This is a genomic window from Sphingobium indicum BiD32 (assembly GCF_000382885.1).
Lineage (GTDB): Bacteria > Pseudomonadota > Alphaproteobacteria > Sphingomonadales > Sphingomonadaceae > Sphingobium > Sphingobium japonicum_C.
On sequence record NZ_CAVK010000050.1, the window covers coordinates 1 to 12675 of the forward strand.

Genomic DNA, 12675 nt, shown 5'->3' on the forward strand with positions numbered 1-12675 from the left:
ACACCCCTCCGTCTGGCTTCGCCAGCCACCTCCCCATCAGGGGGAGGATGAGTTGGCTGCACGGTGCCCAAGTTGAAACCAGCCGCGCGCAATGGTTGCCCCCGCGCCGCTTCATCGCTATGTGCGCGGCAACGCACCCCATTTCCGGACAGAACCCGTCGCATGTTCACATTCCTTCTCGTCGTGCAGGCAATCATCGCCGCCCTGCTGGTTACCGTCATCCTGATGCAGAAGTCGGAAGGCGGCGGGCTGGGCGTGGGCGGCAGCCCGGCGGGCTTCATGTCGGCGCGGGGCGCGGCGGATTTCCTGACCCGGTCGACCACGGTGCTGGCGACGATCTTTGTCACCCTGTCCATTGTCATGGCGGTGATCGCGTCGGTGCGTCACGCGCCCAGCGATATCGACACATCGCTGGTGAAGCAGGCACCGGTCACGCAGAACGCACCTGCCACCAGCGCTGACCCGCTGGCGGGTGCAGCCAATGCTGCCAGCAACGGCGCGGTTCCGCTCGCGAACTAAACTGTTCACCGACATTCCCGAATATTTTTTAAGCGTGCGTGGATTCGCGCGCTTGCTCTTTGTTGTTCTGAAAGGCTAGGCCTCTTCTCCCATGACGCGGTATATTTTCATCACCGGCGGCGTGGTCTCCTCGCTTGGTAAAGGCCTTATGGCCGCATCCCTTGCAGCGCTGTTGCAGGCGCGGGGCTATCGCGTGCGAATTCGCAAGTTCGACCCCTATCTGAACGTCGATCCCGGCACGATGTCGCCCTATCAGCATGGCGAAGTCTATGTGACCGACGACGGGGCGGAGACGGATCTGGACCTGGGCCATTATGAGCGCTTTACCGGCGTTTCCGCGCGTCAAAGCGATAATGTGACGCAGGGCCGCGTCTATCAGACGATCATTACCAAGGAGCGGCGCGGCGACTATCTGGGCGCGACGGTGCAGGTCATTCCGCACGTCACCGACGAGATCAAGGCGTTCGCGCTGGCCGATGCCGACGATATTGATTTCGTGCTGTGCGAAATTGGCGGGACCGTGGGCGACATCGAATCGCTGCCCTTCATGGAGGCGATTCGCCAGCTGCATAATGATCTGGATCGCGGCCAGTCGATCTTCGTCCATGTGACGTTGGTGCCCTATATCGCGGCGGCGGGAGAGCTTAAGACCAAGCCGACCCAGCATAGCGTCCGCGAACTGACGTCGCTGGGTATCCAGCCCGACATATTGCTGTGCCGCTGCGAACATCCGCTGCCCGAAAGCGAACGGCGCAAGATCGCGCTGTTCTGCAACGTGCGCCCGGAAGCGGTTATTCCCGCGCTCGACGCCAGCAGCATCTATGGCGTTCCGGCCCAATATCATGCCGAAGGTCTGGATGCCGAAGTGCTGCGCGCCTTCGGTATCGAGGGTGCGCCCGTGCCGTCGCTGGAGCGGTGGGACGATATCATGGACCGGCAGCAGAACCCAGAAGGCGAAGTCACGATCGGCGTCGTGGGTAAATATGTCGGCCTGCCTGACGCCTATAAATCGCTGCACGAAGCGCTGACCCATGGCGGCTTTGCCAATCGGGTGAAGGTGAAGATCAAGTGGATCGACGCCGAACTGTTCGAGAAGGGCGACGATGTTGCCGCTTTTCTGGAGCCGATGCACGGCATTTTGGTCCCCGGCGGCTTTGGCGTGCGCGGGTCCGAAGGCAAGATCGCCAGCGTCAAATTTGCGCGTGAGCGCAATGTGCCCTTCTTCGGCATTTGCCTGGGGATGCAGATGGCCTGCATCGAGGGCGCGCGGAATACGGCGGGCATCGCGGCGGCCTCCACCACCGAATTTGGCGAAACGTCCGAGCCGGTCGTGGGCCTGATCACCGAATGGATGAGCGCGGAAGGTTTGCAGAAGCGGACGGCCGAGACCGATCTGGGCGGCACGATGCGGCTGGGCGCTTATCCGGCGAAGCTGACCGGCAACAGCGTGGTCGCGGGCATTTACGGCATGGACGAGATTAGCGAGCGGCACCGCCATCGCTATGAGGTGAATGCGGGCTATCGCGAACCACTGGAAAAGGGCGGCCTCATCTTTTCCGGCATGTCGCCCGACGGCACGCTGCCCGAAATCGTCGAGCGGCCCGACCATCCCTGGTTTGTCGGCGTGCAGTTCCACCCGGAGCTGAAATCCAAGCCGTTCGATCCACATCCGCTGTTCGCCAGCTTTATCGAAGCGGCGGTCAAGCAGAGCCGGTTGGTGTAATTATACTGTCGTCATGCTGGGTCAGCATGACGAACTTGTGGCGTTTCACTCCGCAGGGGTCAGCTTCAACAACCGCCCCTGCGACCCGTCGTCGCCATCCTCCAGCACCCAGAGCGCGCCGTCCGGGCCTTGCTCGACCTCGCGGATGCGGGCGTCCATGTCCCACTGGTCGGCCTTGCTGGCCTTGTCGCCGTCCAGCTTCACCCGAACCAGCGCCTTGCTGGACAGGCCGCCGATGAACAGCGAGTCTTTCCACGCCGGGAAGAGATCGCCGGAATAATAGAGCAGGCCACCCGGCGAGATGACCGGGTTCCAACTGACCTTGGGGGCTTCAAATCCGTCGCCGGGCGCATGATCGGGAATGGCGCGGCCGTCATAATGGCTGCCGTTGGACACTTTGGGATAGCCATAGTTGAGACCCGGCTTGATGAGGTTGACCTCGTCCCCGCCCTTTGGTCCCATTTCCTGTTCCCACAGGCGGCCATCCTTGTCGAAAGCGATGCCCAGCAGGTTGCGATGGCCATAGGACCAGACCGCGGGGTGAAAGCCCTGCGCGGCCAAGGGATTGCCCGCTGCGGGTGTGCCGTCCAGATTCAGGCGCAGCACCTTGCCCAATGTCGCCTTGGGGTCTTGCGCCGGATCGAATTTCTGCCGTTCGCCATTGGTGAAGAAAAGATATTTGCCGTCGGGCGAGAATGCGATGCGGCCGGAATAATGGCCGTTCCCCTCGACATAGGGGCTGGCGCGAAAGATGACCTGCACCCCGTCGAGCTTCGTAGTGCCGTCGCTGGCTTGCGCGAAGCTGCCCTTGGCCAGTGCCACACCCTTCACCCCGTCGCGGCTTTCGGAAAAGCTGAAATAGACGGCTTTGTCCTGCGCGAAACTGGGGGAGAGGACGACGTCCATCAACGCGCCCTGACCTGCGCTGTCGACGGCGGGGATGCCCGCGACCGGGATTTTGGTGCCGTTTTTGGGATCGAACAGGATCATCTCGCCCGCTTTCTCCGTCACCAGTGTGCGGCCGTCCGGCAGGAAAGTCATGGCCCAGGGCGAATCGAAATCGGCGATGGTGGAGGACTTGAACGGCCTAGCCGTGGCGTCGGCGGCATTCTGGCCGGTGGCATTGTCGGCCGAACAGGCGATGAGGATGAGGGGCAGGGCGGTTATGAGGGGATTGCGCATTCTATCCTCCGTTCGGGCTAGGCGTATCGAAGCCCCGCCCTTCTTCTCCAGAAAGAACGACCCTTCGACAAGCTCAGGGCGAACGGGACGCGATAATTGGGTGTAGAATGAACGGGCACGAATAATGTTGCAGATATTGCGCACCCGACCTATATCGCCCTTGCTTCCTTACATCGTCAAACATGTCAGGGTCGCAGGCACACCGCCTGCGGCGGCGGCAAACTTATATTTGTTCTGGAGATTGCATGGCGGACATCGCCGCACTGACTGCGCTGATCGAACCGGAGGTGAAGGCTTTGGGCTTTGACCTTGTGCGGGTGAAGCTGTTCGGGTCGGGCGATGAGCGCACGCTTCAGATCATGGCCGAGCGCCGGGAAACACGGCAACTGGTGATCGAGGATTGCATGACGATCTCGCGCCGCCTGTCGGACCTGCTGGACGAAACCGACCCGATCGAGGAAGCCTATCGGCTGGAGGTCAGTTCGCCGGGGATCGACCGTCCGCTCACCCGCCTGCACGACTTTGTCGAATGGGGCGGGTTCGAGGCGCGGATCACGGTGACCGAGGCGATCGACAACCGCAAGACGTTCAAGGGCGTGCTGGGCGCGGTCGAGGGCGAGGATATCGGCTTCAAGGATACCAAGGTCGGGAATGTCGTCATTCCCTTTGGTCTGATCGACACCGCCAAGCTGGTGCTGACGGACGCGCTGATTAATGCTACCATGCCGCTCTCTGCCGAGGGTGCGGACGATATCGAAACCGAAGGATAAGGGTTCTTTCCATGGCCAACGCCATTTCCGCCAACCGGGCCGAACTGATCGCCATCGCCAATTCGGTGGCCAGCGAAAAGATGATCGACAAGGCGATCGTCATCGAGGCGATGGAGGACGCGATCCAGCGCGCCGCGCGTGCGCGTTATGGCGCGGAGAATGACATTCGCGCCAAGCTGGACCCCGACAGCGGCGATCTCCGTTTGTGGAGAGTTGTCGAAGTGGTCGATGTGGTCGAGGATTATTTCAAGCAGGTCGATATCAAGGCGGCTGAAAAGCTCCAGAAGGGTGCGGTCGTCGGCGACTTCATCGTCGATCCGCTGCCCCCCATCGATCTGGGTCGCATCGACGCGCAGTCGGCCAAGCAGGTGATCTTCCAGAAGGTCCGCGACGCCGAGCGTGAGCGCCAGCATGAAGAATTCAAGGACCGCGTGGGTGAGATCATCACCGGCGTCGTCAAGTCGGTCGAATTCGGCCATGTCGTCGTGAACCTTGGCCGGGCCGAGGGCGTCATCCGCCGCGACCAGCAGATTCCGCGCGAAGTCGTCCGCGTCGGCGACCGCATCCGTTCGGTCGTGCTGAACGTGCGCCGCGAAAATCGCGGGCCACAGATTTTCCTGAGCCGCGCGCATCCTGAGTTCATGAAAAAACTGTTCGCGCAGGAAGTCCCCGAAATTTACGACGGCGTCATCACCATCATGGCCGCCGCCCGCGATCCGGGTTCGCGCGCCAAGATCGGCGTCATCAGCCGCGATTCGAGCATTGATCCGGTCGGCGCCTGCGTCGGCATGAAGGGCAGCCGCGTGCAGGCCGTCGTGCAGGAAATGCAGGGCGAAAAGATCGACATCATCCCCTGGTCGGAAGATACCGCGACCTTCGTGGTCAACGCGCTCCAGCCCGCCCAGGTCAGCCGCGTGCTGATCGACGAGGAAGAAGAGCGGATCGAAGTCGTTGTTCCCGACGATCAGCTGTCGCTGGCCATTGGTCGTCGCGGTCAGAATGTCCGTCTCGCCAGCCAGCTGACCGGCAAGTCGATCGACATCATGACCGAAGCCGACGCCAGCGAGAAGCGCCAGAAGGAATTTGTGACCCGGTCCGAACTGTTCCAGAACGAACTGGACGTGGACGAGACGCTGTCGCAGCTGCTGGTGGCCGAAGGCTTTGGCGAGCTGGAAGAAGTCGCCTATGTCAGCATCGACGAGCTGGCCTCGATCGAAGGCTTTGACGACGATCTGGCGGGCGAGTTGCAGAACCGCGCATTGGAAGCGCTGGAGCGTCGCGAGGCGGCTTCGCGTGAAGAGCGGCAGGCACTGGGCGTCGAGGATGCGCTGGCTGACATGCCGCATCTGACCGAAGCGATGCTGGTCACGCTGGGCAAGGCGGGCATCAAGACGCTGGACGATCTGGCGGATCTGGCCACCGACGAGCTGGTGCAGAAGAAGCGCATCGACCAGCGCCGTCGCAAGACCGAAACCACCGAGGACAAGGGCGGCATTTTGGCGTCCTATGGCCTGTCGGACGAGCAGGGCAATGAGATCATCATGGCTGCGCGCGCCCACTGGTTCGAGGATGAGGAAGCCTGATCCGCCATGCCGTTCGTTGATATCCGTCTGGCAGGTGCCGTAACGCGCGCGCAGAAAGCCGCGCTGGTTGCCGACATCACCCAGTCGCTCGTGGAGCGGCTGGGGAAGCCGGCGGCTGCCGTCCAGATCAATATCACCGAACTGAGCCTGGAAAATTATGCGGCAGGCGGGCAGCTGTTGGCCGACCGCGCGCCTGCGCCCTCTGTTAGGGAGGACGCCATTGCTGCGGACACTCCCCGATGAGCGTTTAGGCTTATCCGATAGCGTTGGGGTTGCCAGTCCATCCGTTTTGGCGGAGGGGCACGCATGACCGAACGCAAATGCATATTGACCGGCGACCGCGCCGACCCCGAAACGCTGATCCGTCTGGCGATCGGCCCGGAGGGTCAGGTGTTGCCCGACGTCCGGGCCAAGGCACCGGGGCGGGGCGCCTGGATTGGCGTCAGCCGCGCAGAGCTGGAAACCGCGCTGGCCAAGGGCAAGCTCAAAGGCGCGATTGCGCGTTCCTTCAAGGATGGCGCGCTCCAGATCGAGGCGGACCTGCCCGAACGGATCGAAACCGCGCTGCGTCAGGATCTGCTCAGCCGTCTGGGGCTGGAGGCGCGCGCCTCCATGCTGCTCACCGGCTCTGAAAAAATCGACACGGCCTGCCGCAAGGGGCTGGTCAAATTGCTGCTCCACGCCGCCGATGCGGCGGCCGATGGCAACCGCAAACTGGACCAGGCGCTGCGCGTCGGGCAGGAAGCGGAAGGCAGCGATCTTGCAGGCACCGTCTTGCCTGTGGACCGCGATGCCCTATCTATGGCAATGGGGCGCGATAATGTCGTCCATGTTGCGGTGACCGACTCGCGCGCGGCGTCACGCCTGCGTGCGGCCCTGGGCCGCTTGGAAAGCTATCTGGGTTGCGTTATCGAGGCGCCCGCGCAGGGGGAGGATCACTCCATCGCTGCGCAGGGTGCCGAGATTGCATGGAATGATGCGTCGGTGCCTGCACCGGCCGGTGATGAAGTGAAGGGTTAAGTTCAGTCGTATGAGTGACAGCAAGGAAGACAAGCCGGTTCTGGGCCGCAAGCCGCTGGGCATCAAGCGGACCGTGGAATCCGGTCAGGTGCAGCAGCAGTTCAGCCATGGCCGCAAGAATACGGTCGTGGTTGAGGTGAAGCGGCGCCGTGTCCTGGGCAAGCCTGGTGAAGCCACCGGCGCTGCGCCTGCTGCTGCGCCCCAGCCCGATCCGGTGCCAGCGGCCACCGCTGCACCTGCCGCTCCGCGTCCCGCTGCCCCGCCGCCGCAACAGCGTGCGCAGCAGCCCGCCCCCACGCGCCAGGCACCGCCGCAAAGCCTGATGTCGCGTCAGGAATTGCAGGCCAAGCTGCTGCGCGAGGCGGAAGAAGCCCGTATGAATGCGCTGGAGGATGCGCGCCGTCGCGAAGCGGCCGAGCGTGTCGCTGCGGCTGAAAATGAAAAGCGCCGGGCCGAGGAAAATCGCCAGGCCGCCGAAACTGCGGCGTCCGCGCCTGTAGTCGAGGAAGCCAAGGCACCCGAAGCTGCGCCGGTTGTGGAAGCACCCGCCGCTGCGCCGCAGGAAGTGGCTGCTGCGCCTGACGCGGCTGCGACCGCCCAGACGGACGAACAGCCCGCCGCGACCACCGCCGCGCCGCCGCCGCCGCGCCGCTTCACCCCGGTCACCCCGGTCAAGCGTCCCGAACCGACCAAGCCCGAACGCGCGAAGAAGGGCGAGGATAATCGTCGCCAGGCTGGCAAGCTGACCGTCACCAAGGCGCTGGCCGATGATGACAGCGCGCGCGCCCGCAGCCTTGCTGCATTGAAGCGCGCCCGTGAAAAGGAACGCCGCGCCCATTATGCCGGTGGCTCCAAAACGCGCGAAAAGCAGTCGCGCGACGTGGTGGTACCAGAAGTCATCACCGTGCAGGAACTGGCCAACCGTATGGCCGAAAAGGGCGCGGATCTGGTCAAGTCGCTGTTCAAGATGGGGCAGGCGGTCACGCTCAACCAGTCGATCGATCAGGACACGGCCGAACTGCTGGTCGAGGAATTTGGCCACCGCATCCAGCGCGTGTCCGAAGCCGACGTCGAAATCGGGATCGAGGGCGAACTGGACCCGGTCGAATCGCTCAAGGTTCGTGCGCCTGTCGTCACGATCATGGGCCATGTCGATCATGGCAAGACCAGCCTGCTCGATGCGCTGCGCGGGACCGATGTGGTCGCGGGCGAGAGCGGCGGCATCACCCAGCATATCGGCGCCTATCAGGTGACGACCAAGGGTGGCGACATCATCACCTTCCTCGACACGCCGGGCCATGAGGCTTTTTCGGAAATGCGCGCACGCGGTGCGAACGTGACCGACATCGTCATTCTGGTGGTGGCGGCCGATGACGGGCTGATGCCGCAGACGATCGAGGCGATCAACCATACCAAGGCCGCCGGGGTGCCGATGATCGTGGCGATCAACAAGTGCGACAAGCCCGAAGCCAACCCGCAAAAGGTGCGCGAACGCCTGCTCGAACATGAAATCGTGGTCGAGGATATGGGCGGCGACGTGCAGGACGTTCAGGTGTCCGCGCTCAAGAAAACCGGTCTGGACGAGCTGATCGAAAAGATCCTGCTCCAGGCCGAAGTCATGGAACTGACCGCCAACCCCGATCGCGCCGCCGAAGGCAATGTGATCGAGGCGCAGCTGGACAAGGGCCGCGGCGCGGTGGCCACTGTGCTGGTGCGCAAGGGTACGCTCAAGGTCGGCGACACCTTTGTCATCGGCGCGGAAAGCGGCAAGGTGCGCGCGCTCGTCAATGACAAGGGCCAGCAGGTCAAGTTCGCCGGGCCTTCGGTCCCGGTCGAGGTGCTGGGCCTGTCGGGCGTGCCGATGGCAGGCGACCAGATGACGGTCGTGGAGAATGAGGCACGCGCCCGCGAGGTCGCCGCCTATCGCCAGGAACAGATTACCCGCAAGCGTACCGCGTCGGTGCCGACCAATTTCGAGAATATGTTCTCGGCGCTCAGCACCAAGGTCATCGAATATCCGGTGGTCATTCGGGGCGACGTGCAGGGTTCGGTCGAAGCGATCGTCAACGCGCTGAACCGCATTTCGACCGACGAGATCAAGGTGCGCATCCTCAGCTCCGGCGTCGGCGCGATCACCGAAAGCGACGTCACGCTGGCTTCGGCCAGCCGCGCGCCGCTGATCGGCTTCAACGTCCGTCCCAATGCCAAGGCGCGTCCGCTGGCGATCCGCGAGAAGATCTCGCTGCGCTATTATGACGTGATCTACGACCTGCTCGAAGAAGTGCGTAACGAAATGGCGGGCCAGCTGGCCCCCGAACGCATCGAAACGATCGTGGGTCGCGCCGAAGTGTTGCAGGTGTTCCCTGCGGGCAAGAAGGACAAAGCGGCGGGGCTTCTGGTCAAGGAAGGCGTTATCCGCAAGGGGCTGAACGCGCGCCTCACCCGCGACGATGTCATCGTGTCCAAGACGGTCATCCACTCGCTGCGTCGCTTCAAGGACGATGTGTCCGAAGTGCGCGCCGGCATGGAATGTGGCGCTGTGTTGCAGGACACCAACGACATCAAGGCTGGCGATACTCTCGAACTGTTCGAGGTCGAGGAACGCATCCGCACGTTGTAAGAGACAAGGGAAGGGGCAATGAATTTAGCTATTGGTTAAATTCATTGACCCCCCTTGTGCCTGAGCGTAACATTTCCATGTGGATATTCGTTTCTCGAAAACGGCGATGAGGGCATTGCTCCGCTCCAACAAGCGGGTGCTTATTCGGCAGAAGATCGAGGAACTGGCGCATGATCCAGGCTCACTCGCGGCGAATATGAAGCGGTTGCAGGGACGGCCAGAATATCGGGTGCGGGTGCAGGACTGGCGTGTGATTTTTCGCATCGAGCAGAATATCCTCTGGATCGACGATATCGCGCCCCGCGGATCGGCTTATGAGGTGAACCCATGACTGCCCAGATTGTCGAGATCGCAGGCCAGAAAATCGCCATGCTGCCGATGGAAGATTATCAGCGGCTGGTTGATATTGCCGAGGACAGGGCGGATTTGCTGGCAGCTGAAAATGCACAGATTCGCAGAGAGGGCGGCGAGGATTATGTGCCTGCTCAGGTTGTGGATGCGATTATGGCGGGCGATAGCCCCCTTCGCGCCTGGCGCAAGCATCGCCATTTCACGCTTGTGGATTTGGGTCGCCGTGTCGGTCATAGCCATACATATTTAAGCAACGTCGAAAACGGCAAGAAGGCAGGCGGGCTTTCCCTGTGGCGTAAACTTGCTGACGAACTGAACGTCGCAATTGAAGATATCGCGCCGGAAAGCTGAACCCATGACATTACAACAAACTCAAGGCCCGTCCGTCCGTGCGCTCCGCGTGGGGGAACAGGTGCGTCATATCCTGTCCGACATTCTCCAGCGCGGCGACGTGCATGACGATGTGCTGGCCAAGCATGTCGTGAGCGTCACCGAAGTGCGCATGTCGTCCGACCTGCGCCACGCCACTGCGTTCATCAAGCCGCTGCTGGGGCAGGATGAGGAAGCGGTGCTGAAAGCGCTGCGCACCAACACCGCCTATTTCCAGCGCGAGGTCGCGTCGCGCACACGGCTGAAATATGCCGCCAAGATCAAGTTCCTGGCCGACGACAGTTTCGACGAGGGCAGCCATATCGACAAGCTGCTGCGTGATCCCAAGGTCGCGCAGGATCTGGTCAAGGATGATGACGGCGAGGATTGAGCCAATCTCTGCTCGTTGGTGGTACGGTGACGGTGGGCCGGTAGCGTCTCATTTGCTATAAATCGGGGACAGGCTATGGATCGGATCGGACGCGGAATCGGGATAATCGGGCTGGCATTGTCGCTCGCCGGACCTCTTAGCGCAAAAGACCCGGCCATCCACCCTGCGGTCAGCAGCGATCCCGCGCCGGACGCGGCCTATCCCGCTGGCATGAACGCTTTCGTTCTGCCGTCGGGCGATGGGGCGATGAACGCGGTCATGTACACCGCCGCCGGGGCAGGGCTGCATCCTACGCTGCTGCTGCTCCACGGTTTTCCCGGCAATGAGCAGAATCTGGACCTCGCCCAGGCTGCCCGGCGCGCCGGGTGGAATGTGCTGACGCTTCATTATCGCGGTTCTTGGGGCAGTCCGGGGACTTTCTCCTTCGGCAATGCCTCCGACGACGCCTTTGCCGCGCTCCAGTTTCTCCAGCAGGCATCGACCATTGCCAAATATCGCATCGACACCAGCGCCATCGTGGTGGCGGGACATAGCATGGGCGGCTTCATGGCGGCGGATATTGCCGCCGCCGAACCGCGCGTTGCGGGACTGTTCCTGATCGACCCGTGGGACCCGGCGCAGACCGTCGCGGCGCTGTCCACCGCGCAGGGTGAAGCAGCGTGGAAGGCGGAGGTGGAGAGCGATTTGCCGCCGCTGCACGGCGCGACCTATGACAGGCTGACCGCCGAGATAAAGGGCAATGGCGACAAGTTCGACCTTGGCCGACGGCTGGCGGGTTATGGCCGTCGTCCGCTCACGATTCTTGGCGCGGAAAAGGGATTGGGGGCTGATGCGCGCAAGGTTGCGGCGGATGCGCAGGGGGCCAACCCCAATGCGCGGCTGATGGTCTGGCCGACCGATCACAGTTTTTCCGACAAAAGGATCGCGCTGGCCGACGCACTGGTGCGCTTCCTGTCTGGCGTCGCGCCGACCATTCGTTAAGCGTCCCGCATGGCCAAGCTTTATTTCTATTATAGCTCGATGAATGCGGGCAAATCGGCGACGCTGTTGCAATCGAGCTTCAACTATCGTGAGCGCGGCATGGCGACGATGCTGTGGACCGCGGCGATCGACGATCGCTATGGCGCGGGGCTGGTATACTCGCGCATCGGGCTGGAGGCGCAGGCGCATCTGTTCGATCCGGCTGTCGATATGTTCGCTGCCATCGCTGCGCAGCACGACGCGACACCATTATCCTGCATATTGGTGGACGAGGCGCAGTTTCTGACGCGCGATCAGGTGTGGCAACTGGCAGGCGTTACCGACATTCTGGGCGTGCCCGTCCTCTGTTATGGCCTGCGCACCGATTTTCGCGGGGAATTGTTTGAAGGCAGCGCGCATCTGTTGGGGCTGGCCGACACGCTGAGCGAGATCAAGACCGTGTGCGATTGCGGGCGCAAGGCGACGATGAACCTGCGCGTGGACGGGCAGGGCCAGGCGGTGCGCGATGGCGCGCAGACGCAGATTGGCGGCAATGACCGCTATGTCGCGCTCTGCCGGCGCCATTATCGGGAACAGATGGACGGCTGACAAGCGCCCTGCTGCCGTGTAGGCGCGCGTCCATGCATGGCTGGATCATCCTCGACAAACCGCACGGACTTGGCTCGACCCAGGCAGTCAGCGCGGTCAAGCGCGCGCTGCGGGACAGCGGGGCTGGCAAGTGCAAGGTCGGCCATGGCGGCACGCTCGATCCGCTGGCGACCGGGGTGCTGCCGATTGCGGTGGGGGAGGCGACGAAGCTGGCCGGGCGGATGCTCGACAGCGACAAGATTTATGATTTCACCGTGGCGTTCGGGGCGCAGACCGATACGCTCGACCTGGAAGGCGCGGTGATCGCGACCAGCGATGTGCGGCCCACATGGGCGGAGGTGGAGGCGGTGCTGCCGCGCTTTACCGGCCCGATCGAACAGGTGCCGCCCGCCTATAGCGCCATCCTGATCGACGGCCAGCGCGCCTATGATCTGGCGCGGGCCGGGGCGGATGTGGAGATGAAGAGGCGCGCCGTGACGGTGCATGGCCTGCAAATCTCCTCGCCCCAGGGGGGAGAGGATAGCTTAGCTTGCCCGCAAATCGGGCTAGCGCAGCTTGGAGAGGGGGCGGATGGTCGC

The 12675-nt window shown here is 62.8% G+C and carries 14 protein-coding genes; 13 read left to right on the forward strand and 1 reads right to left on the reverse strand.

Annotated features, from left to right (window positions below):
- Positions 1–162: 162 nt before the first annotated feature.
- Together secG and EBBID32_RS04900 are read left to right on the forward strand one after the other, a co-directional pair.
- On the forward strand, positions 163–519 hold the full coding sequence (secG, locus tag EBBID32_RS04895) for a preprotein translocase subunit SecG (RefSeq protein WP_006951806.1): 357 nt from the start codon (positions 163–165) through the stop codon (positions 517–519).
- A gap of 91 nt (positions 520–610) precedes the next feature.
- Positions 611–2242 (forward strand): CTP synthase, encoded by a 1632-nt coding sequence (locus EBBID32_RS04900; RefSeq protein WP_006951809.1) that lies wholly within the window; start codon positions 611–613, stop codon positions 2240–2242.
- Positions 2243–2287: 45 nt separating this feature from the next.
- On the opposite strand, the gene EBBID32_RS04905 is transcribed toward EBBID32_RS04900, so the two are convergent.
- Entirely contained in the window at positions 2288–3424 is a 1137-nt protein-coding gene (locus tag EBBID32_RS04905; protein ID WP_037488855.1) for a PQQ-dependent sugar dehydrogenase, read from the reverse strand.
- Positions 3425–3669: 245 nt separating this feature from the next.
- Here EBBID32_RS04905 and rimP point away from each other — a divergent pair, with 245 nt between their 5' ends.
- The 11 genes from rimP to truB all read left to right on the forward strand — a co-directional run.
- Positions 3670–4194, forward strand: a complete 525-nt coding sequence (gene rimP / locus EBBID32_RS04910; RefSeq protein WP_006951812.1) for a ribosome maturation protein RimP — start codon at positions 3670–3672, stop codon at positions 4192–4194.
- Positions 4195–4205: 11 nt separating this feature from the next.
- Complete coding sequence (gene nusA, locus EBBID32_RS04915; protein ID WP_006951814.1) at positions 4206–5777, forward strand: transcription termination factor NusA; 1572 nt, start codon at positions 4206–4208, stop codon at positions 5775–5777.
- A gap of 6 nt (positions 5778–5783) precedes the next feature.
- The gene (locus tag EBBID32_RS04920) at positions 5784–6020 is read left to right on the forward strand and encodes a tautomerase family protein (RefSeq protein ID WP_006951817.1); all 237 of its coding nucleotides are present in this window, start codon (positions 5784–5786) and stop codon (positions 6018–6020) included.
- A gap of 63 nt (positions 6021–6083) precedes the next feature.
- Positions 6084–6797, forward strand: a complete 714-nt coding sequence (locus tag EBBID32_RS04925; protein ID WP_006951819.1) for a DUF448 domain-containing protein — start codon at positions 6084–6086, stop codon at positions 6795–6797.
- 10 nt (positions 6798–6807) lie between these two features.
- Positions 6808–9417 carry a translation initiation factor IF-2 gene (gene infB / locus EBBID32_RS04930; protein WP_006951821.1) on the forward strand — a complete coding sequence of 870 codons (2610 nt, stop codon included), beginning with the start codon at positions 6808–6810 and terminating at the stop codon, positions 9415–9417.
- Positions 9418–9523: 106 nt separating this feature from the next.
- Positions 9524–9748 carry a type II toxin-antitoxin system RelE family toxin gene (locus tag EBBID32_RS04935; RefSeq protein WP_231382102.1) on the forward strand — a complete coding sequence of 75 codons (225 nt, stop codon included), beginning with the start codon at positions 9524–9526 and terminating at the stop codon, positions 9746–9748.
- Positions 9745–10119 (forward strand): helix-turn-helix domain-containing protein, encoded by a 375-nt coding sequence (locus tag EBBID32_RS04940; RefSeq protein ID WP_006951825.1) that lies wholly within the window; start codon positions 9745–9747, stop codon positions 10117–10119. Before EBBID32_RS04935 ends, EBBID32_RS04940 begins: the two co-directional genes overlap by 4 nt.
- Positions 10120–10123: 4 nt before the next feature.
- Complete coding sequence (gene rbfA / locus EBBID32_RS04945; RefSeq protein WP_006951826.1) at positions 10124–10528, forward strand: 30S ribosome-binding factor RbfA; 405 nt, start codon at positions 10124–10126, stop codon at positions 10526–10528.
- Between the two features lie 75 nt (positions 10529–10603).
- Positions 10604–11509 (forward strand): alpha/beta hydrolase family protein, encoded by a 906-nt coding sequence (locus EBBID32_RS04950; RefSeq protein WP_037488859.1) that lies wholly within the window; start codon positions 10604–10606, stop codon positions 11507–11509.
- A 9-nt stretch (positions 11510–11518) separates the two neighbouring features.
- Positions 11519–12097 carry a thymidine kinase gene (locus tag EBBID32_RS04955; protein ID WP_006951829.1) on the forward strand — a complete coding sequence of 193 codons (579 nt, stop codon included), beginning with the start codon at positions 11519–11521 and terminating at the stop codon, positions 12095–12097.
- A gap of 32 nt (positions 12098–12129) precedes the next feature.
- Positions 12130–12675: tRNA pseudouridine(55) synthase TruB (gene truB / locus EBBID32_RS04960; protein ID WP_037488862.1), on the forward strand; the 546-nt coding region annotated here is incomplete at its 3' end.

Bases quoted from the DNA above. Each gene is read 5' to 3' on its own strand.
- secG (WP_006951806.1), top strand. From the start codon at position 163: ATGTTCACATTCCTTCTCGTCGTGCAGGCAATCATCGCCGCCCTGCTG.
- EBBID32_RS04900 (WP_006951809.1), top strand. From the start codon at position 611: ATGACGCGGTATATTTTCATCACCGGCGGCGTGGTCTCCTCGCTTGGT.
- EBBID32_RS04905 (WP_037488855.1), bottom strand. From the start codon at position 3,424: ATGCGCAATCCCCTCATAACCGCCCTGCCCCTCATCCTCATCGCCTGT.
- rimP (WP_006951812.1), top strand. From the start codon at position 3,670: ATGGCGGACATCGCCGCACTGACTGCGCTGATCGAACCGGAGGTGAAG.
- nusA (WP_006951814.1), top strand. From the start codon at position 4,206: ATGGCCAACGCCATTTCCGCCAACCGGGCCGAACTGATCGCCATCGCC.
- EBBID32_RS04920 (WP_006951817.1), top strand. From the start codon at position 5,784: ATGCCGTTCGTTGATATCCGTCTGGCAGGTGCCGTAACGCGCGCGCAG.
- EBBID32_RS04925 (WP_006951819.1), top strand. From the start codon at position 6,084: ATGACCGAACGCAAATGCATATTGACCGGCGACCGCGCCGACCCCGAA.
- infB (WP_006951821.1), top strand. From the start codon at position 6,808: ATGAGTGACAGCAAGGAAGACAAGCCGGTTCTGGGCCGCAAGCCGCTG.
- EBBID32_RS04935 (WP_231382102.1), top strand. From the start codon at position 9,524: ATGAGGGCATTGCTCCGCTCCAACAAGCGGGTGCTTATTCGGCAGAAG.
- EBBID32_RS04940 (WP_006951825.1), top strand. From the start codon at position 9,745: ATGACTGCCCAGATTGTCGAGATCGCAGGCCAGAAAATCGCCATGCTG.
- rbfA (WP_006951826.1), top strand. From the start codon at position 10,124: ATGACATTACAACAAACTCAAGGCCCGTCCGTCCGTGCGCTCCGCGTG.
- EBBID32_RS04950 (WP_037488859.1), top strand. From the start codon at position 10,604: ATGGATCGGATCGGACGCGGAATCGGGATAATCGGGCTGGCATTGTCG.
- EBBID32_RS04955 (WP_006951829.1), top strand. From the start codon at position 11,519: ATGGCCAAGCTTTATTTCTATTATAGCTCGATGAATGCGGGCAAATCG.